Origin of the sequence: Lysobacter capsici (assembly GCF_018732085.1) — a bacterium.
Classification (GTDB): Bacteria; Pseudomonadota; Gammaproteobacteria; order Xanthomonadales; family Xanthomonadaceae; genus Lysobacter; species Lysobacter capsici_A.
Genome location: NZ_CP076103.1, coordinates 2,730,986 through 2,755,532, shown reverse-complemented (window position 1 = coordinate 2,755,532; position 24,547 = coordinate 2,730,986). Strand labels below are relative to the sequence as shown.

Sequence of the window (24,547 nt, the reverse complement as noted above, 5' to 3'; positions counted from 1 at the left end):
GCATACAAGGCGCGTCGTGCGGATCACGTCGACAACGCCGCGGCGGCTAGCTCGCACGATCGCGCGGTTCGGTCCTGCGAGCGGGCTCATCCAGCATCAGCCGGTTGATGCACTCCAGATGATCCATCGCCAGGCGCCGGCACAGCCGCGGCCAATGCTGTTGCTGCCCGGTCGGATGGCCGCGCCGGGCCTGTTCGTAGAGATAGCACTCCATTTCGTCGGCCAGCGCCAGCAAGGCCATGCCGTTGCGGTCGGCGCGTCGCGCCATCGCGTCGCGGCTGTGGACCGGCCGCAGGCAATACAGCAGCCATGCCATCAACGCCGCCAGCGCCAGCACCGCCGCTGCCAGCAGCGCGTACGGCCACGACGAGCCGGCGTCCGGCATCGCATTCGCGAATGCCGCCCCCAGCCCGGCCATCACCGCCCCGTCCCCGTCAATGCCATCAACTCGGCCGGCTTGACCTTGAAGCGGCAAGCCTGGGCCATCAGCAAGGCGCGATGGCGCGTGGACACGTAACCGCGGCCGCGCATGCGCCGCAGCATCGCGGTCGAGATGCCGGCCGCCTCGGCGGCGGCGCGCGCGGTCGGAAAACAGGCGATATAGCGTTCGACCGGATTGGGCCGGCGCGGCAGCAGCGGATCGGGGTGGGACGCGGCGCCCGGCGGCGAGGCGCCCGCGCGCCCGGAGCGCTCCGATTCACCACCGCCTTTCGGCGAATCCGTCTCGGCGCCCGAGCGGATTGGGGCCGATGTTGCGGGACGCGAACCCGGTCCCAAATTGAGGCGACCATCCGGCCGGGTATTGCCTATCAATCGATTGGGTCGATCCATAACCTCTCCATCGGGCATCCATGCCAGAAAAAAATACCATTCGAAATTGCTCTTTTCAACCAGCAAAAAGAGTGATCTTTTTGCAAGGGGGTACGCAACAATGAGTTGCGCTATCCTCGCCCCGGCAGACGGTCGGGGACGAGCGGCCGCCCACGTTTCAGCCCTGCAGGATGCTCCGGCGAGACCTATGACCAACGCTCCCCATCAAGAATTCGCCAATCGGCTGCACCAGGCGCTCGACTTCTCCGGATTCGCCAAAGGCCGAGCCCGCACCGGTGCCCTATCCGCCTACTACGACGTCAGCCGCGAGACCGCTCGCAAATGGCTGGTCGGCCTGGCGCTGCCGGAACTCGAACGCATGCTGCAGATCGCGGTGCAGCAGCACGTGAGCTTCGAGTGGCTCGCCACCGGCCGCGGCACGATCGAAGGCAAATCGCTGTCGGTGCGCGAAAACGCGGCCAAATACAGCGATCCCGACGAGCTGCGGCTGATGGGCCTGATGCGCAAGCTGTCGCGCAAGAAGCGTCGCGCGCTGATCGAACTGCTCGACGGCAACTGAGGTTTTCGCGTTTACACACGCGTCGTGCTGGAACGGCGACGCTTCGGGCGAGTACGCGCCGTGCGTTCGCTCATGCCATCGGATGGCTACGCGACATGCGGGCCACTGCGCTCGGCGAATGCCCACGCATACCATCGACCCGACTGAATCAGTCACCACGTCGAACGCACACAACGCTTGAGAACGCGCCGCCAGGCCCTATACTGAACCTGTCAGCGAAACTGCTGTCCCCGGGGGTGCACTGGCTTCGACGGGGGTCGCGAAATCGCCTGGCGCATGCCGAGGGGGTAGCTTTCCTCGTTAATCCAGCTGCAAAACTCTAGTTGCCAACGACGACAACTACGCTCTCGCCGCTTAAGGCGTAAGCCTCGAAACTGCTTGTGTCCGTGCTCGCAGCGTAGAGTCATTATCACGGAATCGTCGGGAGCGGCTGCCTGTCAACGCCCGGTTAACCTCTAACAGGCTGGTTCCTGGATGCGCTTCGCGCACCGTGCTGTTCGGGAACGAGATCTAACGGAGCGCTAAGCATGTAGTGCCGGGGATGGAGTGCCTTCGGACGGGGGTTCGATTCCCCCCACCTCCACCATCTCAACAGATCAGGCTGAAGCTCCCAATCGGGACTTCGGCCTTTTTTGTGTCCGCAGCGGCGCCGAAGGAGCTTGCAATCGGATTCATCTTGACGGCAACAATGGCGATAACTCATCGGCCGCAAAAGCAGTGACCACCATGCCGCGCACCCTACCCGCCCATGCAGCTCTCACCCTCTGCGAAAAGATCACGCACCGATGACGGACGATCCCTATCGCCCGCCGACCCGCGCGGCGAGCGCGCCACCTGCGAGCCGATGGCCGCTTTACGTGGTGATTCTGAGTTTCTTGCAAGTGCTGTTGTGCGTAATGAACAACGCTCCTTCGGCCATCGAGATGACCCGCAACGGCGATCTGAGGCCCATCAGCTTGTTGGCTTTCGTCCTGTCCGGCGCTTTGATCCTGATCGGTGCCGCGATGTTGCTGTGGCGCAAGCCGTTATCGGCGTCGATCGCCTATGCGATGTCGAGCCTGTTCGCCGCGCTGGTTTTGGCTGAGTGGCGGGCGCCGCTGGCATTCACCGGCCTGGGCATCGGACTGATCGGGCTTTTGGTAGGCGTGCATATGCGCTTGCAGGCCAGAGCCGCTCGCTCACACTGAGGGCTGCACCTTACAACGGCGATATCGTGGGCGCTCCAACAAGCCACACTCATAGCAGGCGCCACCAACGCGGTGGTTGCGCAGCACGTACACGATCGCAGTCGGCGCTCGCCACATCTCGCCCGGTTGACTCGTTCAGCTCCAATTGAGACGATAATCACAGCGAGCATCAGGGGTCCGTCAGAGTTCTCACGCCAGCGAATCGGCTTTCGACCGAAAGCCGAATCATCCTTCGTGAGAACTTATGAATCGTCTGACCCTGGCCATCGGCCTGGCGCTGTCGGCTGGCCCGCTGTGCGCGAACGACGCGCCGGCCGCTGCGCAAACACCCGCCTCTGCGCCCTCTGCTTCCGTCTACACCTACGATCCGGTCAAGGTGATCGGCCAACGCCTGTTTCCGTATCAGGAAGGCCTGGTGCTGGACCGCGCGTACATCGACGAACAGATCCGCGGCAACGGCGACATCGGCAGCCTGCTGCGGATCAATCCGAACGTGCAGTTCGACGAGACCTCGCGCACCTCGCGCAACATGGGCGAGATCCGGCCGGCCGACATCAGCATCAACGGCGGCTTGTACTACCAGAACTCGTTCCTGCTCGACGGCGCCAGTTTCAACAACGACCTCGATCCGGTCGGCCCGTCCTCGCCCGCGAATATCCAGGACGTGCCGAGCCATACCCAGGGCATCGCGCTCGACACCAGCCTGATCGGCAGCCTCACCGTCTACGACAGCAACGTGCCGGCGGCTTACGGCGGCTTCAACGGCGGCGTGGTCGAGGCCGAAAGCCGCAAGGCGCGCGATGCGTTCTCCGGCAGCGTGGCGCTGCGCATGGCGCGCTCGGCCTGGAACGAAGCGCATATCGCCGAACCGGCGCTCGGCGATTTCCAGCAGTCGGCGACCGAAGCGCAACAGCCCAACTACGACAAGTACGAACTGCGCGCGACCCTCGAAGGCCGCAGCCACAACGGCCTGGGCCTGATCGGCAACATCGTGCGCACGCGCTCGGTGATTCCGCTGCGCGGCTACACCGCCGGGCGCAGCAGCGCGAGCGACGACAACCAGAAGGAGCAAGTACGCGAAAACACCAGCGCCAGCCTGCGCGCGGACTGGAGCAACGGCGAAGGTTTGGAGCTCGGCGCCAGCGTGACCTACGCGCCGACCGACGAGCGCTATTTCATCATCAACGCCAAGAACGGCTTCTACGACCTCAAACAAGGCGGCCCGGTCACCAGCCTCCGGATCAATTGGCAACGCGGCGCCTGGACCTGGCGCAATTCGCTCAGCTATAGCCAGCTCGACAGCTCGCGCCGCAGCGAGGTCGATTACTGGAAATCCTGGGCGCGTTCCAGCCAGATGGACTGGGGTGTGACCACGCTCAGCGCCGAAGGCAGCTGGGGCAATATCGACCAGAGCGATCGCAGCATCGGCTACAAGCTGAGCCTGGAACGCGAGGCGCTGCGCTGGGGCCGCAGCGAGCACCGTGTGCAATACGGCCTGGAATACCGCGACCGCAAGGCCGAGTACCACCGCCTCAACGATCACTACAGCTGGCTGGACCCGGTCGCGACCAACACCTGCACCGATCGCCTCGGCGCGGTCGATACCAATGGCTGCTCGCTGTCGCCGGTGCTGGCGACCGGCAACGGCGTGGTCAAGGGACGCGGCCAATACTTCAGCCGCCGCGCCATCTATCGCGAAGGCTACTTCGGCGCGAGCAACCGCGAATGGAGCGTGTTCGCCCAGGACGACGTACGCCTGGGCCGCTGGAGCTTGCGTCCGGGCGTGCGCGTGGACGGCGACAGCCTGATGGGCAAGACCACGGTCGCGCCGCGACTGGCGATGTCCTGGGATGCGTTCGGCGATCGCGACACCTTGTTCACCGCCGGCCTCAACCGCTACTACGGCCGCAGTTTCTTCAGCTACAAACTGCGCGAAGGCCGCGAGAGCCTGCAACTGGAGCAACGCCGCACCAGCAATCTGATCTGGACCGACGTGCGTCAGTACCCGACCAATTACCGCTTCGATCAGCTGCGCATTCCCTACAGCGACGAGGTCTCCGCGGGCGTCAACCAGCGTTGGGCCGGGCTGGATCTCAACCTGAAGTACGTGCGCCGCGAGAACCGCGACGAAGTGCTGCGCGAATCGATCCCGAGCCTGGACACCAGCGGCCAGTACGCGACCCGCATCAGCCGCTACACCAATCGCGGCCAAAGCCGCAGCCAGACCTATACGCTCAGCGTCGGCCCGTCGACGCCGCTGCGCTGGGCCGGCAGCGTCACCAATGCGCAACTCGCGTTCGACTACACCGACGTGCGCCGCAACTACAACGACTACGAGACCGCCTACAGCGACGCCTTCGACGACACCGTGCGCTACGACGGCAAGATCATGCGGCGCTGGGACATCCCGGCGCGCGAGTTCAACCGGCCGTGGACCGCGCGCCTGGCCACGCAGACCCGATTGCCCGCAGCCGGCCTGTTGTGGAGCAACTTCCTGCGTTATCGCGGCGGTTATCGCGGGCTGCGCCAGAGCGGCAACGAAATCTATCAGGGCGAATCGATCGCGGTGATCGAGGAAATCGCGTACCCGAAAAGCTGGACCTGGGACACCAGCGTGGAATGGAGCCTGGACCTGCCGCATCGGCAGGAAACCTATGCGCGCATCGAAGTGCAGAACCTGACCAACCGCGCCAACCTGATCAGCAGCGCCAGCGCGACGGCCACTTATTACGAACCCGGCCGCTCGTACTGGCTGGAACTTGGGTATCGGTTCTGAGCATGATCGCGATCGCACACGGAAATCGGCCGTGCGCGCGTTGATGCGCTCGCTGCTTTCGCCAAGCGCGGATTCGCCGCCCTCGCCGGCGACGCGGCCGCGTCTGCGTTTCGCCGCCTTGGCCGCGCCGTGGCTGCTTGGCGCGGGCGTCATCAGCGCGGTGTCGTGGGCGACAGCGAGTTCGGCGCAGGACGTCGACGCCATGCGCGGCGCGCAATCGCCCAGCCTGGCCCAATGCCGCGAACGCATCGCGGTCAGCGGCGCGCAGATCGATCGCGACTGCCTGCGCCGCGTCTACAACCTGCCGATCGAACAATGGCCGCGGCCGCAGCTCGAACCCGGCGCGCTGTGGTCGGAATTCGCACCGCTGCCGAAAGCCGCGCCGTATCCGGCCGACAATCCGCCCAGCGCGGAAAAACTCGCGCTCGGGCGACGGCTGTTCGAAGATCCGCGCTTGTCGGGTTCCGGCCAGATCGCCTGCGCGAGCTGCCACGATCGCGAGCTGGGCTGGGGCGACGGCCGCAGCGTGCCGTTCGGCCACGATCGCCGCAGCGGCCGCCGCAACGCGATCTCGATCGCGATGAGCGGCCTGTCGCAGCCGCTGTTCTGGGACGGCCGCGCGCAGACCCTGGAAGCTCAGGCGCTGCATCCGATCATCGATCCGCGCGAAATGGCGGCCAAACCGTCGCTGGTGTTGAAGCGATTGCGCCGCGACGCCGATTACCCGAAGGCGTTCGCCGCCGCGTTCGGCTCATCGCGCATCGACATGGATCAGGTGAGCAAGGCGCTGGCCACGTTTCAACGCAGCCTGCTGCCGCGCGCCAATCGCTTCGACCGGTTCCTGGAAGGTCGCCGCGACCTGCTCGACGATCGCCAGCTGTGGGGCCTGCATCTGTTCCGCACCCGCGCCGGCTGCATGAACTGCCACAGCGGCGCGAGCCTGAGCGATCAGTCGTTCCACAACCTCGGCCTGCATTTCTACGGCCGCAAACTGCAGGACCTGGGGCGTTACGAGGTCACCGGCCTGGCCAGCGATACCGGCAAGTTCAAGACGCCGTCGCTGCGCAACGTGGCCAGGACCGGGCCGTGGATGCACAACGGCCGCTTCGCCAATCTGCGCGGGGTGATGAATCTTTACAACGCCGGCATGCCCAGGCCGCAGCCGACCGCGGCGCAAGTCGGCGATCCGCTGTTTCCGCAACCCGATCCGCTGCTCAAGCCGCTGGACCTGCATCGCGCTGAGCTCGATGCGATCGTGGCGTACCTGGAAACGCTGTAGCGCGCGGCGAACCGGTTACTTGGCCTCGGGTTCGTGGCCGCCGTCTTCGCCGTAGAACATGACCCCGAGCTTGATCCGCTCGCGGCCCTGCGCCTTGCGATGGCGGTTGGTGTCGCGCAGCGAGTACACGCAGCCGCAGTATTCCTGCTGGTAGAACTGCTCGCGCTTGCTAATCTCGATCATGCGCTGGCTGCCGCCGTCCTTGCGCCAGTTGTAGTCCCAGTAGCTCAACTGCGGATACGGCGCGACCGCGCGGCGGCCGGAGTCGTTGATCTGCTGCATGTTCTTCCAGCGCGAAATGCCCAGCGAGGTGGTCATCACCGGGAATCCGTGCTCGTGCGCGTACAGCGCGCTGCGTTCGAAGCGCATGTCGAAGCACATGGTGCAGCGGATGCCGCGCTCGGGTTCGTTCTCCATGCCCTTGGCGCGGGCAAACCAGTTGTCGGTGTCGTAGTCGGCATCGACGAAGGGCACGCCGTGTTTCTGCGCGAAGCGGATGTTTTCCTCCTTGCGCAGTTCGTACTCCTTCACCGGGTGGATGTTCGGGTTGTAGAAGAACACCGTGTAGTCGATCTGCGACTCGACGAAAGCCTCCATCAACTCGCCCGAACACGGCGCGCAGCACGAGTGCAGCAGCAGTTTGCCGCCCTCGCCCGGCAAGGTCAGGCGCTTGCGCTCGCCGCTCATGCGTCCGGCGCCACCAGCTTGACCACGCTGGAGAAATCCAGGCCGCCGTGGCCAGCGCGGCTGTTCATCGCGTACAGATTGCGCGCCAGTTCGCCCAGCGGAATCGATGCGCCGACGCCCATCGCGGCTTCGGCGGCCAAGCCGAGATCCTTGAGCATGAGGTCGTTGCCGAAACCGCCGCTGTAGCCGCGCGATGCCGGGGAATTTTCGAGCACTCCCGGCCACGGGTTGCACACCTCGGTCGCCCAACTGCGGCTGGTGCTGACCGCCATCATCTGCGACAGCACTTTCGCATCCAGGCCATGCGCGACGCCGAGCGCGAGCGCTTCGCCGGTCACCGCCATGATCACGCCCAACGCCATGTTGTTGCACAGCTTGGCGACTTGCCCGGCGCCGCTCGCGCCGACGTGGAAAATGTTCTTGCCCATCGCCTGCAGGATCGGCCGCGCGCGTTCCAGCGCATCGACGTCGCCGCCGACGATGAAGGTCAACGTACCGGCCGCCGCGCCCGCGGTGCCGCCGGAAACCGGCGCGTCGATCATCGCCACGCCCCGCTCCGCCGCGGCGGCCGCGACTTTCTGCGCCGACGCCGGCGCGATGGTGCTGCAATCGATGACCAGGGCGCCCGGTTCGATCGCCGCGAGAATGCCGGTGTCGCCGAGATACAGCCCTTCGACATGCCGGCTCGCCGGCAGCATCGAGATCACGATCTGCGCGCCGGCCACTGCGGCCGTCGCGCTGGCGGCCGCATGCGCGCCCGCGGCCACCGCACTGCCGACCGCGGCGACGCTCAGGTCGAACACCTGCACTTCGAAGCCGGCCTTGAGCAGGTTCGCGGCCATCGGGCCGCCCATGTTGCCAAGACCGATGAAAGCGATACGGGTCATGCCGGGTTCTCCACACTGCGCTCGAGGTCGGCCAGCGGATGCGCATCCCGTGGCCACGGCGCGACGAAGAACGGCGCGGCCCAGGCCGGCGAAGCGTCGGCCATCGTGGCCGGGTTCCACTTCGGATTGCGGTCCTTGTCGATCAACAAGGCGCGGATGCCTTCAGCGAAGTCGCCATGCGCGGCGCAATGCAGCGACACCAGGTATTCGAGCCGGAACGTGTCGGCCAACGACAGCGTCGCCGCGCGCTGTTGCAGTTCGTAACCCAGTCGCGCCGAGCCCGGCGCGCCCGCGACGAAGGTCTTGCGCGCGGTCTGCAGCCACGGATCGTCGTGATCGATCGCTTCGATGCGCGCGATGATGGTGTCCAGATCGTCGGCATCGCAAAGCTGTGCGATCAAGTCAGCGTGCTGTTGCAGTGGCCCGGCCGGTGCGGGCTGCGCTTGCGCCCGCAGCAGCTCGGTCAGCAGCTCACGGTCTCGATCGCCGTTGCCGCTCCACTGCGTCGCGGCCAAGGCCGTGAACACAGCGTCGTACCGCTCCTGCGGCACGAAGTGATCGGCCAGTCCCGCAAAAATCGCGTCGCCCGCATTCAGAGGCGCGCCGGTCAAGGCCAGGAACAGGCCGCTGCGTGCGGGCGCGCGCTGCAACAACCAACTGCCGCCGACATCCGGGTACAGGCCGACGGTGATTTCCGGAAATGCCAATCGCGAACGCTCGCTGACCACGCGATGACTGGCGCCGGCCATGAGACCGATGCCGCCGCCCATGACGATGCCGTGGCCCCAGCACAGCACCGGCTTGGGATAGGTGTGGATGCGATAGTCGAGGCGGTATTCGGTTGCGAAGAACGCGGTGGCCTGCCGGTTGTCGCGGATATCGCCGGAGCCGGCGGCCTGGTACTCGCGCATGCCGCGATACAGGCCGTGCAGATCGCCGCCGGCGCAGAACGCTTTCTCGCCCGCGCCCTGCAGCACCACCAGCGCGATCGCATCGTCGCGCGCCCACGCCGCCAGTTGCGCATCGAGCAGTTGCGCCATTTCCAGCGATAGACCGTTAAGCGTGGCCGGCGCGTTGAGCGTGGCGATGCCGATCCGTTTGCCGCTGACTGCACCGCGTTGTTCGAACAATACCGGCGCCTGCGCCGCTATTTCCAGGACCGAGGCGTTCATGCGTTCTTCCATTGCGGCGCGCGCTTTTCCAGGAACGCGGCCACGCCTTCGACCTGGTCGGAGCTGTCGAACAAGTCGACGAACGCCTCGCGCTCGCTGACCAGCGCGGTCGCATGCGATTGCGAACGCGTGGCCTGCACCAGCGTCTTGCACGCGGCCACGCTGGTCGGGCTCTGCTTCTCGGCGGCCTTGGCCCAGGCCAGCGCGCGCGCTTTCGATTCGCCCTTGCCGACCACCTCCTCGACCAGGCCGATGCGCAGCGCGGTCGTGGCATCGACGCGCTCGCCGAGCAGCATCATCCGCTTGGCCCAGCCTTCGCCGACCAGGCGCGCCAGGTTCTGGGTGCCTCCCGCGCACGGCAGCAGGCCGACGGTCGCTTCCGGCAAGGCCAGTTGCGCCTGTTCCTCGACGATGCGCAGATCGCAGGCCAGCGCGCACTCCAGGCCGCCGCCCATCGCGTAACCGTTGATCGCGGCGATCGACACGCCGCGGAACGCGCTGAGGGTTTCGAAGGCTTCGCCGAAGCGGCGCGCCGCGTCGCGCGCCAGGGCCTTGTCGCCGCTGGCGAACTGCTTGAGATCGGCGCCGGCGGAAAAGAACTTCTCGCCTTCGCCGGTGATCACCAGCGCGTATACGTCGCGCTGCGCGTCCAGATCGCGGACCAAGTCGCGCAGGGCGGCGAGGCTGTCGCGGGTCCAGGTGTTGGCCGGCGGGTTGCTCAGGGTCACGATGGCGGTGTGGCCGTCGATCTCCAGCGTCAACCCGGTGTAGGACTTCTCGGCAAGACTCATCGCAATTCCTCGTCGGTGTTGAGCAGATGGCGCGCGATGATCACGCGCATGATTTCGTTTGTGCCTTCCAAAATCTGGTGGACCCGGCAGTCGCGCAGCAGGCGTTCGATCGGGTATTCGCGGATGTAGCCGTAACCGCCGTGGATCTGCAGCGATTCGTTGCAGATCGCGAAGCCCGCATCGGTGGCGAAACGCTTGGCCATCGCGCACCACACGGTCGCGTCGTGACTGCCCGCGTCGACCTTGCGCGCGGCGGTATGCACCATCTGGCGCGAGGCGATCAGCTGCGTGGCCATGTCGGCGAGCTTGAACTGCAATGCCTGGAACTCGGCGAGTTTCTTGCCGAACTGGCGACGCTCGCCCATGTAGCGCCGCGCCGCGTCGAGCGCGCCCTGGGCCGCGCCGAGCGAACAACTGGCGATGTTCAAGCGCCCGCCGTCCAGGCTCTTCATCGCGATCTTGAAGCCGTCGCCTTCGCGGCCGAGCAGATTGCGCGCCGGCACCCGCACGTCGACGAAGCTGATGCCGCGGGTGGGCTGGCTGTTCCAGCCCATCTTCTCTTCCTTGCGCCCGTAGGTGATGCCGGCGCTGTCGGCGGCGACCGCGAACGCGCTGATGCCGCGCGCGCCCTCGCCGCCGGTGCGCGCCATCACCACCAGCACGTCGGTCGATCCGGCGCCGGAAATGAAGGCCTTCGCGCCGTTGAGCACGTAGTGATCGCCATCGCGCACCGCGCGCGTCTTCAGCGATGCCGCGTCCGACCCGGCGCCCGGCTCGGTCAGGCAATACGACGCCAGCCGTTGCCCGCTGGCCAGCGATGCGCCCCATTCGCCGCGCACCGCGTCGTTGGCGTGCGCGGTGAGCATCCACGTCGCCATGTTGTGGATGCTGATGAAGGCCGCCGTCGACGGATCGACCGCGGCCAGTTCCTCGAACACGATCGCCGCGTCCAGCCGGGTCAGGCCCGAGCCGCCGGCGGCTTCGTCCACGTACAGGCCGCAGAACCCCAGTTCGCCGGCCAGCGCGATCGCTTCGCGCGGGAACACGCACTGCGCATCCCAATGCGCGGCGTGCGGCGCCAGTTGCGCGAGCGCGAAATCGCGCGCCGCGTCGCGATAGGCGGCCTGTTCTTCGCTCAGTCCGGTCGGCGCGGCCGCGGTGGCCTGCCAGTGCATGACCGCGGCCATCACTTGAGACTGATCGTGGTGTTGACGCCGTGGCCCTGGGTCTCGTCGTCGAACCAGCGCGCGGTGACGGTCTTGGTCTGGGTGTAGAACATCACCGCCTGCTTGCCGTACGCGCCCAGATCGCCGAGCTTGGACGCGCGCGAACCGGTGAACGAGAACAGCGGTACCGGCACCGGGATAGGCAGGTTGATGCCGACCTGGCCGATGTCGATCTCTTCCTGGAACTTGCGCGCCGCCGCGCCGGACTGGGTGAAGATCGCGGTGCCGTTGCCGTTGGGATTGGCGTTGACCAGCGCGATCGCGTCGTCGAGCGTGTCGGCTTCGAGGATCACCAGTACCGGGCCGAAGATTTCCTCGTCGTAGATGCGCATGCCCGGCTTGACTCCGGAGAACACGGTCGGGCCGATGAAATTGCCTTGTTCGTACCCGGGCACCGACGGCTTGCGTCCGTCGAGTTCCAGGCGCGCGCCCTGCTCCACGCCCGAGGCGATCAAGGCTTCGACGCGCTCGCGCGCGGCGCAGGAAATCACCGGGCCGACATCGGTGCCCGGCTCGGTGCCGGCGTTGACTTTCAGCGTTTTGGCCTTCGCGACCAGATCGCCAATCCAGTGCCGCGCCTCGCCCACCATCACCGCGGTCGATGCGGCCATGCAGCGCTGCCCGGCCGCGCCGAACGCGGCGCCGGCCATGGCGTTGAGGGTCTGTTCCTTGTTCGCGTCGGCCAGCACGACGGCGTGGTTCTTCGCGCCCATCATGCACTGCACGCGCTTGCCGGCCAGCGAAGACCGTTGATAGACGTGGGTGCCGACCTTGGTCGAACCGACGAACGACACCGCACGGATGTCGGCGTGATCGCAGATCGCGTTGACCACGTCCTCGCCGCCGTGGACGACGTTGAGCACGCCCTTCGGAATGCCGGCCTGCAGCGCCAGTTCGACCAGGCGCATGGTCACCAGCGGGTCCTGTTCGGACGGCTTGAGCACGAAGGTGTTGCCGGTGGCGATCGCCATCGGGAACATCCACAGCGGGATCATCGCCGGGAAATTGAACGGGGTGATGCCGGCGCACACGCCGAGCGGCTGCAGCAAGGTGTAGGTGTCGACGCCGCCGGCGACGTTGTTGGCCAGTTCGCCCAGTTGCAGGTTGCCGATCGCGGCGGCGTGCTCGACCACTTCCAGGCCACGGAACACATCGCCTTCGGCGTCGGGCAGGGTCTTGCCTTGTTCGGCGGTCAGGATCGCGGCGAGCTCGCTCATGTGCTCGCGGATCAACTGCTGGTATTTGAGGAAGATGCGCGCGCGCGTGCCGATCGCGGTCTTGCGCCAGCTCTTGAACGCCTGCGCGGCCGCGGCGACCGCGGCGTCGACTTCCTCGCGCGTGGCCATCGGCACGCGCGCCAGCACGACCTGAGTGGCCGGGTTGACGACGTCGCGCCATTGGGTGGTGGTGGATTCGACGAATTCGCCGTCGATCAGAAGCTTGACCGTCGCGACCTCGGTCGCAACGCGATGCATTTCGTTCATGCTCGTTCTCCGTAACGCACACCCGCGGATAAGCGGATGTCGCGGAGACGCAAGACAAGGCGAGGCAACGGCGAACGCAGGCCGACTGCATCAGCTCGTCCGGTTGCCCGCCGCAACATCCGAGGAGGACATCGCATGCGATGCCCGCCACGGGCCGGTCTCCGGGCTTGCGAGCGATGCCATCGCATCACCCCGACACCTTCCCGCGCGAACGCAGTGGTGAAACGTCGGGTTTTCTCGCATACCGTTGCGGGGGCAGCGCCGGCCTTGGACGATCCCGTCCGCACCGGCTTCCCGTTTCACCCTGCGCGCCGGTATGGCTTGGCGGCAGGACACCTGTGGCGTGCGCAGTGTAGTGCGGGGGTACGGTGTGGACAAGCTGCGGGGGCGTATGTGGGGGGTGAGGTGCGTTGGCGTGCTGTGCGGTAAATGGGGTTGTCACAAGGACGAGCCGATGTGACCTCGGCGCCATTTTCAGGACGTCATTCCCGCGAAGGCGAGCTTCTCCTTACTTCAGCGAAGCCGAATATCCAGAGACTTCAGCGTCATCCTTCCAGAACGTCATTCCCGCGAAGGCGGGAATCCAGAGAGCTCAAACGTTCTCGCACGAAAGGCGCTGGATTCCCGCGTTCGCGGGAATGACGCTCTTGAAAGATCGTTAGTGTGGTTGTGTAGATACGACTTCGAAAAAGCACGCCCTACTTCGCGCAATCCGAAAGTTTCTTGTCCGCATACCAAACCGCGCGACGCGCCTGGTCGTACGCCATGTCGGCCGTGCGCGGCAGCAGTTGTTCGATCTGGATCGGATCGCCGCCGCGCGCCGCGGCGTACTCGGCGCGTTGCAGGTCGGCCAAGTGAGTCAGCACCGGCGCCACCAAGGTCTTCAAGCGTTGCCGGTCGCAACCCGCGGCGCGCGCTTCCAGTTCGCCGACCCACTTGCGCACGCGCCGGCTGGCTTCGCCCTGCAAGCCGGGCGCTTTCTCGAACGCGATCGGCGCGGCCTTATACGCATCGCCGGTGGCTTCGCTGCCCAGGTCGGAAGGCCGCTCGTGCAAGGCGGGATTGAAACGGATCGGCGGCGGCGGCCGCGCGCGGACTTCCTGCACCTGTTTGCGATGCGGCAGTTTGGCGATCACTCGTTTCAGGCCGGTCTTGAGTTTCTTGGTCGCCACCTCGCTCAAAGTGCCGTCGCTCTCCCACTCGCCGCCGAACACGGTGCCTTCTTCCGGTGCGATCGGATTGCGGCGTTCGAAGATCGCCTGCGCCTGTTTCGCGCCGCGATCGTTCGCGCCACCGGGTGGATCGGTGTCGGGCTTGCGCATCGGGTCCACGGCGACACCCGCGGGCAATACGATCTGTCCGTCGGCGGCGTACAGCCGATTGCTGGCGGGCGGCGTCGTTGGAGTCGGCGGCGGACGGATCGACAAATCGGGTAGCCGCTCGCTGCGAGGCGGCGCGGGATTCGGCGAGGTCGCGGCGCCAGAAGCGCTGCGTTGGGTTGGCGGCGTTGACTGCGTCGGCGGCACGAGCGTGGGTTGTTGCGGCGACGGCGACGGTTGCGTATCGGCGACAAGACGCTCGATATAGATCACATCGAGTTCCGACGCAGTGGGCGTCAGCTCGGGCATCCGGAACAGCAGCCAGCCGCTGAGCAGGCAAAACGCGAGGGCGATCAGCACGGCGGCGACATGGACGAAGAAGTCCTGCGGAAGCGCTGCCTTCTTCATTCGTCCTTCGCCGTGGGCGGGTGTGATGGATGCGTCATTGCGAACGCGGGTACGCGTAACCGGCCTCGATGCGAAGCGCATCGCGGACCAGCGGGTTTTCTATCGGTGGATGCTCCGCACACACGCTGCGACTCGCACAACCGCACGCCGAGGCGGCGATCGCTGTGCGCACAGCGTCATCGATCGCATCCGTTCATTCAGGCGTCCGGCATGACCTTCGACGGTTTGCAACATCGATGCCGCGCGACTGACCGGCCGCGATCGTCGGTGCCGCCTTCATCGATCAGCGAACATGACGATACAGAGCAAGGCGCCCGGCAGAGAATAAAAATTCCGTTGGCAGGCGATCGATTCGCATGTGCCGTGTGGCATCCATTCACTATTCGTCGACGGCGGACGAACGTCTGCCGGCGCGATCGTCGTGAAGGTCCGTCGTGAGCGGCGCGCAATGCCGACGACGAGCCGGACTGAATCCACGCAGGCGGATCACGCAGGCGGGCCATGCTGGAAAGCCGCGATACGCCGGCTCGGCGGCCTTCGGCGGCATTGCGCCGGCCGTTCCTATCGACGCGGGCAGTTGTCGCATGCGCGCGATCGGCGAATCGCAGATCGATCCGACATCGTCTCCTGGCGCCGTCGCCCGATACGCGCGGCGCCCCGTCTGCCGCCTTACTTGCGCCGGAACGCCGGCACCAGCGCGCCTTCGGCCAGCTTGCCGTTGGCCTTCCACACCACCGTCTGCGACGGAAACTCGCCGCTGCGCACCTGCGCGGTGACCTTGCCCGCCAGCAATTTGCCCACGCCGCCGGCCGAGGGATTCCAGGCGAAAACACCTTCGCGGCCGTACCAGACCACCGGGGTGGTGCTGTCCAGGCGGCGGTCGGGGCACAGGGCGATTTTGCGTTCTTCCAGCGCCTTGAGCGACGCGGCCGGCACCGCGGTGACGCCGGGGCGGGTGCGCTCGGCGGAATGGTCGGGGCAGACTTCGGCCGATCGCGCGATCGCAGCGTCGTACACCTGGCGATCCTTCTGGGCATGGGCCGCCGGGGCGATGGCGAGCATCAGGCCCAGGCTCGACAGGCCCAGGCTCGACCGGCTCAGGCTCGATCCGAACATCTGCGGTTTACGACTCATGAGGACTCCTTGCATTAGGCGTATTCGGTGCCGCTGATCAACGCGGGACGTGGGACGGGGGCGCAGCATAACAACCAAAAATGGTGATTAGCGTGTCGGCGACGGTGCCGGACCCGGTAGATACGGATCGCAACGGGCCATGGATCCATTGTGGCCGGGCGCCATCGCAGCGACCGCGACCAAACGGTACATTTCTGCGCTATGATCCGTCCAGATCAAGACAGGACCGTGCCATGAGCAAAGCCGCCAAGACGCCCGCCCCGGCCAAGGCCGCCGGCCGGACCACCGCCAAGCCGTCCGCCCCCGGCAAGGGCTCCGCGTGCGAAAGCCGGCTGGACGTGCGCGAGGCGCGCGCCTATGCGCCATCGTCCAAGCGCGGCCGTGGGCCGTCGGTGAAGGACGCGCCGCCGCTCGATTTATACGCGGCGCCGGCCACGCTGGACGGCTACATCGCCTATCTGCGCACCGCGACGCCGTTGCAGCGGGTCGCGGCCGAACGCGAAGGCGTGCCGGCGCAGGTGGTCAAGCACATGGCCACGAGCATGGAGGTCCCGGCCGTGCGCATGTTCAACATCCTCGGCGTCGCCAAGGCCACCGCCGAGAGCAAGGCCGCGCAGCAGGCGCGGATCGCCGGCGCCAGCGGCCAGGCTGCGCTGGGGGTGTTGTGCCTGCTCGCGATCGTCAAGGACATCGTCAAGGAAAGCACCGACGCCGCCGTCCACGATTTCGATTCGGCCAAGTGGCTGGGCCGCTGGATCGAGCAACCGCAGGCGGCGCTGGGCGGTCAGCGCCCGGCCGACCTGCTCGACACGCCGACCGGTTACAGCGTGGTCGCGCGCCTGCTGGGTTCGCTGCAAAGCGGCGCCTATCAATGAGCGGCCACACCGCCGCAAGGACGAGGCCGCAGCGATGAAACTTTGGCGAATCGCCGGCGAAACCCGCGCCTACCGCGCCGACGACCTGAGCGGCGCGGGCGCGGCCAAGTACCCGGGGCGCTGGAACGACGACGGCCAGCGCGTGCTCTACACCGCCACCTCGTTGGCGTTGGCGGCGCTTGAAACCGCGGCTTATGTCGATGCGCACGGCCTGCCGTTGAACCGGCACGTGGTGTCGATCGAAGTACCGGCGGCGGTGTGGAAGGCGCGCATCCAGTTCACCCCGCAGGATCTGCCCGGCGGCTGGGACGCGGTGCCCGCAGGCATGGCCAGCGTCCGCATCGGTTCGCAATGGCTGACCAGCCTGGCCTCGGCGATCGCGCTGGTTCCGTCGGTGATCGTGCCGGAGGAATACAACGCGCTGATCAATCCCGAGCATCGCGATGCGAAGAAGCTGCGGGCGGTGACGGGGAGGAAGTTTCAGTACAACGTGGTGTTTCGGGCGCCGTGATTGGGGTCGGATTGGGCTGGAATAAGCCACCTGATTTCAAAAGTCTCCCGAAGCAGTTCCACTCACCCAATCGCACCGCCCCCACCTACCGTCATTCCCGCGAAGGAGGGAATCCAGGGCCTTTCGTGCGAGAACGCTTGAAGTCTTGGGGCACAAAGTCGCTGGATTCCCGCATTCGCGGGAATGACGCCATGAGAAGTCGTCACGAATGCAGATTTCGAACGATGCATTTTCCGGAGCTCGGCTGCCCACAGTGCTCCGCGCACTCACCTACCGTCATTCCCGCGAAGGCGGGAATCCAGGGCCTTTCGTGCGAGAACGCTTGAAGTCGCTGGATTCCCGCGTACGCGGGAATGACGTTCTGGTGGGATGACGCTGAAGGCTCCACTCATTCGGCTTCGCCGAAGCAGAACGCAGCCGCTTTCAAGCGAATAGCGATCCTGAAAATCACGCGTTTGAAGCTGCGCAAGACATGAAACCTTTCCCATGCCCGTCCCATGCCCGATCCTCCCTGGCCGGCCATCCATGGCCCCATCGTCATCCCTGACTCACCGCCTTCCCTGACCCACTACCATCCCTTGATGCCCTCCTGGCCAAGCGCTTCCTTCAGCATCCTTGCAGCAACCCTTCCCTACCGCCTCCCTGCATCAACCGCTCCATAACCATCAGCGCACCCGCACACCACCGCCTCATCCGCATCAATCCCGCTTCACCTGCATCCGCTCGAAACTCCCATCCTGGTGAAACAACGGCCCCAGCCACGGATGCACGACATCGATGCTGACCTCGAAATGCTCGGCATCCAGATCGCGATGCACCAGCACGAAACGGCCCGGCCAGCACGGCTTCGGCAGCGGCAGGCGCAGGCCGCGCCAGTGCAGGAAATAACCGTTGTCGACGAACACCAGCCGGTTCGGCAGCACTTCCAGCCGCACCCGCATGCCCAGGCCGCCGCCGAAGTGTTCCAGCAGTTCGCCGCCCTCGCCCAGGGTCATGCGCGAACGGAAACTGAAAACCTCATCGACGAAGTGATAGGTGCGGGTCTTGATCCAGCCCATACCGCGACGCAAAGGCTGCACGTCGAAACGGAACGGCACGTTGTCGGCGTTGTGATGCGGCAGCACCCGCGCATAACGGATCAGACGCGCGAACACGCTGCCCAACCAGGTGCAGCGCACCTGATGCATGTTGCCGACGTACTCGGCCTGGGCCTCGCCGGCGCCCAGCGCGAAGCGCGCCTGGATATGCGGATGCAGCAGGTTCCAGCGTTCGCCGAGCGCGGCGCGCAGCAGCGCGGACAGATCATGCACGGCCGGGTCACAACGCGATTTGTCGCGAGAACCGGCAACGGTGTCGACCGCGGCGCCGTCATTACGATCGGCGGACAGATCAATTGGATGCAACAGTTCCATGTTGGTCCCTTGGGTGTCCATCACCCGAATAAGAAGAACGCAAAGTGGGGGTACGACCGGCGCGCAGCGCGCTGGCGAGGTCGGCATGCGCGAAGCGATAGCGTTGATCGAGCAGTCGTCGCGGTTCGACCACCGGTCCGTCGAGCAGCATCGTCGCCATCTCGCCCAGGGCCAGGCGCATCGGCCAGGCCGGCATGCGCAACCACACGGGGCGATGCTGGCTATGCGCGAGTGCGCGGGTGAATTCGCCCTGGGTGCAGCCGGTCGGCGCGACCAGGTTGTAAGGCCCGCGCAAGCCGACGTGTTCGACCGCCTGTTCGACGAAGCCCAGCACGTCGTCCAGATGGACCCAGGCGAACCATTGTTTACCCGTGCCCAGGGTCGCGCTGGCGCCAAGCGATGCGGCCAGCGACAGCATCGGCAACACCCCGCCGCTGCGATGCAGGACCAGGCCCAGGCGCATCGTCACCAGGCGCACGCCTTGCTCCGACACCGGGGCCGCGGCCCGCTCCCAGGCGCTGCACAGTTCGCTGGGGAAATCGCCGCGCACCGGCGGCGGGTCGCGCAGTTCCGGACCGCTGCGCGCATGCGCGCCGTACAGGCCGATCGCACTGGCCTGCAGCCACAGCGCCGGCTTGTTGCGCGAGCGCTCGCACCAGGCGCGCAGCGCATGGGTCGTGTCGATGCGGCTGGCGCGCAGCGCGCGCTTGCGCGCCGGCGACCAGCGCGGCCCGACCACCGGCGCGCCGGCGAGGTTGACCACCACGTCGATCGCGTCGTCGTCGCGCAACTGCGCGGTGTCGGCGATGCAGCGCGCGCGTCCGCCGAACTGCAGGGCGGCGCGGCGCGGATCGCGGCTCAGGATCGTCACCCGATGCCCGCCGGCCAGCAGCCCTTCGACCAGCGCACTGCCGATGAAACCGGTGCCGCCGCTGATCAGGAAACCGGTCTGCGCATGCTCGGCCAGCAGCGCGCGCGGCGCCGGTTCGGCGGCATTGGCGCGCGCGGCCAGGCCATCGCGCAGCGCCGACAGGCCGATGCCGAACGCGGCCGCGGTCAGCGCCCACGACTGCCAACCGTAGGAATGCGCCAGCAATGCGCTCGGCGCGCTCCAGTCGTCCATCGTCGCCAGCGCATACACCGCGAACATCGCGCCGCCGTTGACCGCGAGGATGGTGTGCAGCACGCGCTCGGTGCTGGGCAGCAGGCGGGTGGCGTCTTCGACCACGAAGTCCCACAAGGTGATGCCGACCTCGATCAGCACCAGCGCCCACACCGCCGCCAGCCACCATCCCTGCGGCTGGACCCAGGCGAACACCAGGAACAAGAACCCGTAGACGAAGCCGCGCGCCGAATGCAGTTTCAGCTCCAGCGCGGCGCTGCGGCGGTTGGCGAGTTTTTCCATCAACTCGTGATGGGCGATGGTGTCGATCGCGCCCAACACGATCTGCAACAGCAATAAGGCGATGAACAAGCGTTCCATGACGCGCCTCGCTCAATAGTGGGTCGGGCAGTGGCCGTCGTCGCAGCGCGGGCCGGGCTCGTGGCCGGCTTCGCGGAAACCGAGCCAGCGCGACACGCGGTGGCGGTTCGGCGCGATCCAGCGGTAGGCGCGCGCGGCCATGCGCCCGGCGCCGGGCACGCGCAGCGGCCAGGTCAGCCAGCCCAGGCCGACCGCCCGGTAGGCCTCGGCGATGCCGGGCACGCCGATGCGCCATTCGCCTTCGGCGGTGCGCACATGCAGGGCGTTGCGCATCGCCTCGAGCGGGAAACCCCACTGCGCCGCATCGAAGTCCGGCGCGGCGATGTCGACCAATTGCAGGCGGCCGTGGCCGTCGCGCGCCTTGAGCCGGTGCATCTCGGTGCGGCACAAGGGGCAGTCGCGGTCGTACAGGGCGATGACGGGGGCGACGGTTGGTTGGGAGATCAGGTTGTTCTTCATGATCGGCCTCTACTGTTATTTCGGTAATTACAGAAATTGATAGGCAAAAAAACGCCGGCGCGCCCCTAGGTCGGGCGATCGCCGGGCGTATCGGTCTGGGTGTCGTGGTGCGCGTCGGTCGCGGCCTCGAGGTCGTCCTCGAACAGCACGCCATGGCCCGCGGCCTGCGGCGCCGGCAGCGGCTTGACCGGGCCGCGCACGTACTGCTGGATGCGCGCGCCCATCTTCAGCAGCTTGATCAGGGTCTTGGGATCGAGCCGGTTCATTTCGTCGATCCAGCTGGTGCCGGTCTCCATGAACTCCAGCACCTCGCGCATGCGCACCAGGGTGCGCTGGTCGCGCGGATCGTTCTGGTCGGGCGCCACTTCGGCGTTGGCGCCGTCGAGCACGGCGGTGCGCAGCATGCTCAAGGTCGGCTCGATCTCGCGACGGCGACGCTCCTGCACCACCGCGCGGAAGATGTCCCACACGTCCTTGTAGGTTTCGAAATGATCGCGGCGGTCGCCGAGCACGTGGGTGACCCGGGCCAGGTTCCAGCTCTGCAGCTCCTTGAGGCTGGTGCTGACGTTGGAACGGGCCAGGTTGAGGGTCTCGCAGATCTCGTCGGCGGTGATCGCCCGCTCGCTGAGGAACAGCAGCGCATGGATCTGGGCGACGGTGCGGTTGACGCCCCAACGGCTGCCCATCTCGCCCCAGTGGAGGATGAAACGTTCTTGGAGCGGGCTGAGCGACATGGACTTCTCTTATTTCTGTTTAGACAGAAATTAAAGAAGTAACCGGAACGAGTCAACACCTCACAGCCCCGTTCGTCGGAAACGCCTCCACAGCGGCCCCCTGTAGGAGCGGCGCAAGCCGCGACCACGCCACCATGCTCGCCGGCGTCCGCAGCGGAACAGGCACATCCTCATGATCCATAACGGTTTTTTGAACATTGCAGATGCCGCACAAGCGCACGCGGACGCCCCTGTCCGATCTCATCCCGCGAGACCCCAGCCACGCAATCTCCACCGAACCCATACCGTGCCCCCTCGGCCCACCATCCGTCGGCTGCACCCGGCAAGTCTTACCGGCACATCTTTTTATTACTAATATTAGTACATGAGCCTGACCGACCTCCGCCGCGCCCTCCTGACCTACCTGCGCGAACGCATCGCCGCCGACGGCATGCCGCCGTCGCAGCAGGAGATCGCGGCCCACTTCGGTTTCCGCCAGAACCGCTCGGCCGGCTACCACCTGCAGGCCTTGCAGGCGCAGGGGCTGATCGAACTGCTGCCGGGCCGGGCGCGCGGCATCCGGCTGATCGAGCCCGGGCCAACCCGCTCCGCCGCCCGCGACGACGCGCGCCTGGACCTGCCGATCCTCGGCCGGGTCGCCGCCGGCCCGCCGATCGGCGCCGATGCCGAAGCCGAAACCCATGTGCTGATCGATCGCCTGCTGTTTTCGCCGCGCCCGGACTACCTGCTGCGGGTCAAAGGCGATTCGATGCGCGAGGACGGCATTCTCGACGGCGACCTGGTCGCCGTGCATCGCACCCGCGACGCGCGCAACGGCCAGACCGTGGTCGCGCGCATCGCCGACGAAATCACCATCAAGCGCCTGCGCATCGATGCCGACGGCATCGCCCTGCTGCCGCGCAATCCCGATTACGCGCCGATCCTGATCGCGGCCGACGCCGACTTCGCGATCGAAGGCATCTACTGCGGCCTGGTGCGCCGGGGCTGATCGAATGGGCAAGCTCATCGCCCTCGACAGCCTGATCAGTTCGCGCCGGGTCTGGCGCGGGCAATCGCCGAACCTCGCGCCGTCGGCGCAACCGACCGGACACGCCGCGCTCGATGCCGCATTGCCGATCGGCGGCTGGCCCGAGGCCGCGTTGACCGAACTGCTGCTGCCCAGCGCCGGCGTCGGCGAACTCGAACTGCTATGGCCGACCCTGGCGCGTTTATCGCAGGCGCAAGACGGCGGCATGATCGTCTTGGTAGACCCGCCGTACCTGCCTTATCCAGCCGCATGGCGCGACGCCGGCGTCGCCCTGCCGCGGCTGCAGATCATCCGCGCGCGCCATCGCGACGCGTTGTGGGCGGCCGAACAATGCCTGCGTTCGGGCGCCTGCGCTGCGGTGCTGTGCTGGCCGCAGCGCGCCGACGATCGCGTGCTGCGTCGTTTGCAGGTCGCCGCCGAAACCGGCCAATGCCTCGGCTTCGCCCTGCGCGACATGGCCGCCGCGCGCAATCCGTCGCCGGCCGCGTTGCGCATCGCGATCGACAGCGCGCCGCGGCAACTGCGCGTGCTCAAGTGCCGCGGCGGCAATGTTCCGAGCAAGCCCATCGCGTTCGCGCATGCGAGCCATGCGCCTGCATCGGCGATCGAACCGATACGAAACGAGCCGGCACGAAGCGAAGCGATACGCATCGAAGCCACGCCGGTCGAACGCGGCGGCGTCATCGCACCGCTGCGCAACAGCCGCCCGCGTGCCGCAGCCGTGACGTCGGCCGGATTGCGAATCGAGCACAACGCCGCGAATCAAGCCCCCGGCGAGCCCACGCCGCCAGCGCCGCGTCCCGCGCCCGCGCTGACCCTGCTGCACCCGCGCTGAGCCCGACCTCATGCGCTGGGCCTGCCTGCTGCTGCCGCAATTGGCGATGGATGTGGTCCTTCGCAATCACCCGCATCCCGAGCGCGCCTTGGTGCTGGTCGACGGGCCGCATGCGCGGCGCCGCCTGTACGCGGTCAACGAGGCCGCGCGCGCGCTGGGGCTCAAGCCGAACATGCCGTTGATCGCGGCGCAGGCGATCGTCGACGGTTTCCAGACCGTCGAGCACGATCCCGCCGCGGTCGAACACGCGCGCGGCCTGCTCGCCGCCTGGGCCTACGGCTACAGCTCGCAGGTCAGCACCCAGTTCGCGCATGCGCTGGTGTTCGAGATCGGCCGCAGCCGCAGCCTGTTCGGCGCTTGGCCGGAACTGCGCCAGCGCCTGGCCGCGGAACTGCACGAACTCGGCTTCCGCCATCGCATGGCCGCCGCGCCGAATCCGCAGGCCGCGCGCGCGCTGACCAATATCCGCGACGGCCTGTGTTTCGACGACGACAGACTGATTCCGGCGCTGGCGAAAATGCCGCTGGAGCGCTGCGGCTTCGATGCCGACACGGTGCAGGCGCTGCAACGCATGGGCTTGCGCCGGCTCGGCTCGGTGCAGGCATTGCCGCGCGCGCCGCTGGCGCGACGGTTCGGCCAGCACGTGCTGACCCATCTGGACGCGCTGCACGGCGCGGCGACGCCGCTGCTAACCTATTTCCAGCCGCCCGACGCCTTCGATGCGCGCATCGAACTCGGCCACGAAGTCGAATCCAGCCAGGCGCTGCTGTTCCCGCTGCGCCGGCTCACCGCCGACCTCGCCGCGTACCTGTCCGGCCGCGACGGCGGGGTCGAACGCTTCACCCTGATCCTCGAACACGAACGCCATCCGCATCGTCCGCAATTGCCGCACAGCGAAGTCGCGGTCGGCCTGCTCGCGCCCGAGCGCGATGCGGCGATGCTGTTCGAACTCGCGCGCGGGCGCCTGCAACAGGCGCGGATTCCCGCGCCGGTGGTCGGCCTGCGCCTGCTCGCCGAGCAACTGCCGCCGTTCGTGCCGGCCAGCCGCGACCTGTTCGATCCACGCCCGCAGCAGGCGCTGCCGTGGGCGCAATTGCGCGAGCGTCTGCGCGCGCGGCTCGGCGACGACGGCGTGCAGGGCCTGGCCGTGCATCCCGATCATCGCCCCGAACGCGCCTGGCGCAAGGTGTCGGGCGACGCGCCGACGCGTTCGAACAAACCCGTTTCGGCGCCGACGAATACGGCCCGCCCAGGCTGGCTGCTGATCGAGCCCGAACCGCTGCGCGAACCGCTCGCGCGCATTCTCGCCGGCCCCGAGCGCATCGAATCGGGCTGGTGGGACCAGGACGACGTGCGCCGCGACTACTACCTGGTCGAAACCGTCAAAGGCCAACGCGCCTGGGCCTATCGCGATGCCGGCGGCGACGGCGCGCTGACCTTGCACGGCTGGTTCGCATGAACATCGCGCGGC

The 24,547-nt window shown here is 66.9% G+C and carries 23 protein-coding genes, 1 other RNA gene and 1 riboswitch; of the genes, 10 read left to right on the top strand and 14 right to left on the bottom strand.

The genetic code is table 11. The annotated features are described in order from the left end of the window. Positions 1-46 precede the first annotated feature (46 nt). Complete coding sequence (locus KME82_RS11800) at positions 47-385, bottom strand: hypothetical protein (RefSeq protein ID WP_215498670.1); 339 nt, start codon at positions 383-385, stop codon at positions 47-49. A gap of 32 nt (positions 386-417) precedes the next feature. Beyond that, positions 418-897, bottom strand: a complete 480-nt coding sequence (locus tag KME82_RS11795) for a hypothetical protein (RefSeq protein ID WP_215498669.1) — start codon at positions 895-897, stop codon at positions 418-420. Between the two features lie 121 nt (positions 898-1,018). Here KME82_RS11795 and KME82_RS11790 point away from each other — a divergent pair, with 121 nt between their 5' ends. The 5 genes from KME82_RS11790 (at position 1,019) to KME82_RS11770 (ending at position 6,632) form a co-directional block, all read left to right on the top strand. Beyond that, the gene (locus tag KME82_RS11790) at positions 1,019-1,390 is read left to right on the top strand and encodes a helix-turn-helix domain-containing protein (protein WP_031373591.1); all 372 of its coding nucleotides are present in this window, start codon (positions 1,019-1,021) and stop codon (positions 1,388-1,390) included. 232 nt (positions 1,391-1,622) lie between these two features. Beyond that, positions 1,623-1,976: a transfer-messenger RNA gene (gene ssrA / locus KME82_RS11785) on the top strand. Between the two features lie 199 nt (positions 1,977-2,175). Continuing rightward, positions 2,176-2,577: a hypothetical protein gene (locus tag KME82_RS11780; protein ID WP_215498668.1), complete on the top strand. Its 402-nt coding sequence runs from the start codon at positions 2,176-2,178 to the stop codon at positions 2,575-2,577. 244 nt (positions 2,578-2,821) lie between these two features. After that, positions 2,822-5,353 carry a TonB-dependent receptor plug domain-containing protein gene (locus tag KME82_RS11775; protein ID WP_215498667.1) on the top strand — a complete coding sequence of 844 codons (2,532 nt, stop codon included), beginning with the start codon at positions 2,822-2,824 and terminating at the stop codon, positions 5,351-5,353. Positions 5,354-5,384: 31 nt separating this feature from the next. After that, positions 5,385-6,632, top strand: a complete 1,248-nt coding sequence (locus KME82_RS11770) for a cytochrome-c peroxidase (RefSeq protein WP_252255712.1) — start codon at positions 5,385-5,387, stop codon at positions 6,630-6,632. Between the two features lie 15 nt (positions 6,633-6,647). Here the strand turns inward: KME82_RS11770 and KME82_RS11765 are convergent, their stop codons facing one another. From KME82_RS11765 to KME82_RS11730, 8 genes are all read right to left on the bottom strand, one after another. After that, positions 6,648-7,319 carry an epoxyqueuosine reductase QueH gene (locus KME82_RS11765; RefSeq protein WP_215498666.1) on the bottom strand — a complete coding sequence of 224 codons (672 nt, stop codon included), beginning with the start codon at positions 7,317-7,319 and terminating at the stop codon, positions 6,648-6,650. Continuing rightward, positions 7,316-8,206 carry a 3-hydroxyisobutyrate dehydrogenase gene (gene mmsB / locus KME82_RS11760; protein WP_215498665.1) on the bottom strand — a complete coding sequence of 297 codons (891 nt, stop codon included), beginning with the start codon at positions 8,204-8,206 and terminating at the stop codon, positions 7,316-7,318. Before mmsB ends, KME82_RS11765 begins: the two co-directional genes overlap by 4 nt. After that, complete coding sequence (locus KME82_RS11755; RefSeq protein ID WP_252255710.1) at positions 8,203-9,378, bottom strand: enoyl-CoA hydratase/isomerase family protein; 1,176 nt, start codon at positions 9,376-9,378, stop codon at positions 8,203-8,205. The genes mmsB and KME82_RS11755 overlap by 4 nt, the downstream gene beginning before the upstream one ends. Beyond that, on the bottom strand, positions 9,375-10,169 hold the full coding sequence (locus KME82_RS11750; RefSeq protein WP_215498663.1) for an enoyl-CoA hydratase: 795 nt from the start codon (positions 10,167-10,169) through the stop codon (positions 9,375-9,377). Before KME82_RS11750 ends, KME82_RS11755 begins: the two co-directional genes overlap by 4 nt. After that, the gene (locus tag KME82_RS11745) at positions 10,166-11,344 is read right to left on the bottom strand and encodes an acyl-CoA dehydrogenase family protein (protein ID WP_215499051.1); all 1,179 of its coding nucleotides are present in this window, start codon (positions 11,342-11,344) and stop codon (positions 10,166-10,168) included. Before KME82_RS11745 ends, KME82_RS11750 begins: the two co-directional genes overlap by 4 nt. An 11-nt stretch (positions 11,345-11,355) precedes the next feature. Beyond that, entirely contained in the window at positions 11,356-12,870 is a 1,515-nt protein-coding gene (locus KME82_RS11740; protein WP_215499050.1) for a CoA-acylating methylmalonate-semialdehyde dehydrogenase, read from the bottom strand. A 144-nt stretch (positions 12,871-13,014) separates the two neighbouring features. Further along, positions 13,015-13,234: riboswitch (cobalamin riboswitch) on the bottom strand. A 343-nt stretch (positions 13,235-13,577) separates the two neighbouring features. Beyond that, positions 13,578-14,606 (bottom strand): hypothetical protein, encoded by a 1,029-nt coding sequence (locus tag KME82_RS11735; protein WP_252255708.1) that lies wholly within the window; start codon positions 14,604-14,606, stop codon positions 13,578-13,580. Between the two features lie 669 nt (positions 14,607-15,275). Beyond that, a complete protein-coding gene (locus KME82_RS11730) occupies positions 15,276-15,740 on the bottom strand; it encodes a hypothetical protein (RefSeq protein WP_215498662.1) in 465 nt (154 codons plus the stop codon). Positions 15,741-15,973: 233 nt separating this feature from the next. Between KME82_RS11730 and KME82_RS11725 the strand changes: the two genes are divergently transcribed. Continuing rightward, positions 15,974-16,615 carry an antitoxin Xre/MbcA/ParS toxin-binding domain-containing protein gene (locus tag KME82_RS11725; RefSeq protein ID WP_215498661.1) on the top strand — a complete coding sequence of 214 codons (642 nt, stop codon included), beginning with the start codon at positions 15,974-15,976 and terminating at the stop codon, positions 16,613-16,615. A gap of 34 nt (positions 16,616-16,649) precedes the next feature. Further along, positions 16,650-17,126, top strand: a complete 477-nt coding sequence (locus tag KME82_RS11720; protein ID WP_215498660.1) for an RES family NAD+ phosphorylase — start codon at positions 16,650-16,652, stop codon at positions 17,124-17,126. A 698-nt stretch (positions 17,127-17,824) separates the two neighbouring features. On the opposite strand, the gene KME82_RS11715 is transcribed toward KME82_RS11720, so the two are convergent. The 4 genes from KME82_RS11715 to KME82_RS11700 all read right to left on the bottom strand — a co-directional run bounded on the left by KME82_RS11715 (position 17,825) and on the right by KME82_RS11700 (position 21,214). Further along, positions 17,825-18,436, bottom strand: a complete 612-nt coding sequence (locus tag KME82_RS11715; RefSeq protein WP_215498659.1) for a DUF4166 domain-containing protein — start codon at positions 18,434-18,436, stop codon at positions 17,825-17,827. Positions 18,437-18,515: 79 nt separating this feature from the next. Next, positions 18,516-20,021 (bottom strand): TIGR01777 family oxidoreductase, encoded by a 1,506-nt coding sequence (locus KME82_RS11710; RefSeq protein WP_215498658.1) that lies wholly within the window; start codon positions 20,019-20,021, stop codon positions 18,516-18,518. 12 nt (positions 20,022-20,033) lie between these two features. Beyond that, positions 20,034-20,480, bottom strand: coding sequence for a thiol-disulfide oxidoreductase DCC family protein (locus tag KME82_RS11705; RefSeq protein WP_215498657.1), 447 nt, complete (start codon positions 20,478-20,480; stop codon positions 20,034-20,036). A 65-nt stretch (positions 20,481-20,545) separates the two neighbouring features. Further along, positions 20,546-21,214, bottom strand: coding sequence for a GbsR/MarR family transcriptional regulator (locus KME82_RS11700; protein WP_215498656.1), 669 nt, complete (start codon positions 21,212-21,214; stop codon positions 20,546-20,548). Between the two features lie 364 nt (positions 21,215-21,578). Between KME82_RS11700 and lexA the strand changes: the two genes are divergently transcribed. The 3 genes from lexA to KME82_RS11685 are packed head-to-tail and all read left to right on the top strand — an operon-like array spanning position 21,579 to position 24,535. Further along, positions 21,579-22,202 (top strand): transcriptional repressor LexA, encoded by a 624-nt coding sequence (gene lexA / locus KME82_RS11695; protein WP_215498655.1) that lies wholly within the window; start codon positions 21,579-21,581, stop codon positions 22,200-22,202. Between the two features lie 4 nt (positions 22,203-22,206). Next, positions 22,207-23,076 carry a translesion DNA synthesis-associated protein ImuA gene (gene imuA / locus KME82_RS11690; RefSeq protein ID WP_215498654.1) on the top strand — a complete coding sequence of 290 codons (870 nt, stop codon included), beginning with the start codon at positions 22,207-22,209 and terminating at the stop codon, positions 23,074-23,076. A 10-nt stretch (positions 23,077-23,086) separates the two neighbouring features. After that, positions 23,087-24,535 carry a Y-family DNA polymerase gene (locus KME82_RS11685; RefSeq protein WP_215498653.1) on the top strand — a complete coding sequence of 483 codons (1,449 nt, stop codon included), beginning with the start codon at positions 23,087-23,089 and terminating at the stop codon, positions 24,533-24,535. Positions 24,536-24,547: the final 12 nt, after the last annotated feature.

Coding starts and splice junctions, on each gene's coding strand:
- KME82_RS11800 (WP_215498670.1), bottom strand. CDS start 385: ATGCCGGACGCCGGCTCGTCGTGGCCGTACGCGCTGCTGGCAGCGGCG.
- KME82_RS11790 (WP_031373591.1), top strand. CDS start 1,019: ATGACCAACGCTCCCCATCAAGAATTCGCCAATCGGCTGCACCAGGCG.
- KME82_RS11780 (WP_215498668.1), top strand. CDS start 2,176: ATGACGGACGATCCCTATCGCCCGCCGACCCGCGCGGCGAGCGCGCCA.
- KME82_RS11775 (WP_215498667.1), top strand. CDS start 2,822: ATGAATCGTCTGACCCTGGCCATCGGCCTGGCGCTGTCGGCTGGCCCG.
- KME82_RS11765 (WP_215498666.1), bottom strand. CDS start 7,319: ATGAGCGGCGAGCGCAAGCGCCTGACCTTGCCGGGCGAGGGCGGCAAA.
- mmsB (WP_215498665.1), bottom strand. CDS start 8,206: ATGACCCGTATCGCTTTCATCGGTCTTGGCAACATGGGCGGCCCGATG.
- KME82_RS11755 (WP_252255710.1), bottom strand. CDS start 9,378: ATGAACGCCTCGGTCCTGGAAATAGCGGCGCAGGCGCCGGTATTGTTC.
- KME82_RS11750 (WP_215498663.1), bottom strand. CDS start 10,169: ATGAGTCTTGCCGAGAAGTCCTACACCGGGTTGACGCTGGAGATCGAC.
- KME82_RS11745 (WP_215499051.1), bottom strand. CDS start 11,344: ATGCACTGGCAGGCCACCGCGGCCGCGCCGACCGGACTGAGCGAAGAA.
- KME82_RS11740 (WP_215499050.1), bottom strand. CDS start 12,870: ATGCATCGCGTTGCGACCGAGGTCGCGACGGTCAAGCTTCTGATCGAC.
- KME82_RS11735 (WP_252255708.1), bottom strand. CDS start 14,606: ATGAAGAAGGCAGCGCTTCCGCAGGACTTCTTCGTCCATGTCGCCGCC.
- KME82_RS11730 (WP_215498662.1), bottom strand. CDS start 15,740: ATGAGTCGTAAACCGCAGATGTTCGGATCGAGCCTGAGCCGGTCGAGC.
- KME82_RS11725 (WP_215498661.1), top strand. CDS start 15,974: ATGAGCAAAGCCGCCAAGACGCCCGCCCCGGCCAAGGCCGCCGGCCGG.
- KME82_RS11720 (WP_215498660.1), top strand. CDS start 16,650: ATGAAACTTTGGCGAATCGCCGGCGAAACCCGCGCCTACCGCGCCGAC.
- KME82_RS11710 (WP_215498658.1), bottom strand. CDS start 20,021: ATGGAACGCTTGTTCATCGCCTTATTGCTGTTGCAGATCGTGTTGGGC.
- KME82_RS11705 (WP_215498657.1), bottom strand. CDS start 20,480: ATGAAGAACAACCTGATCTCCCAACCAACCGTCGCCCCCGTCATCGCC.
- KME82_RS11700 (WP_215498656.1), bottom strand. CDS start 21,214: ATGTCGCTCAGCCCGCTCCAAGAACGTTTCATCCTCCACTGGGGCGAG.
- lexA (WP_215498655.1), top strand. CDS start 21,579: ATGAGCCTGACCGACCTCCGCCGCGCCCTCCTGACCTACCTGCGCGAA.
- imuA (WP_215498654.1), top strand. CDS start 22,207: ATGGGCAAGCTCATCGCCCTCGACAGCCTGATCAGTTCGCGCCGGGTC.
- KME82_RS11685 (WP_215498653.1), top strand. CDS start 23,087: ATGCGCTGGGCCTGCCTGCTGCTGCCGCAATTGGCGATGGATGTGGTC.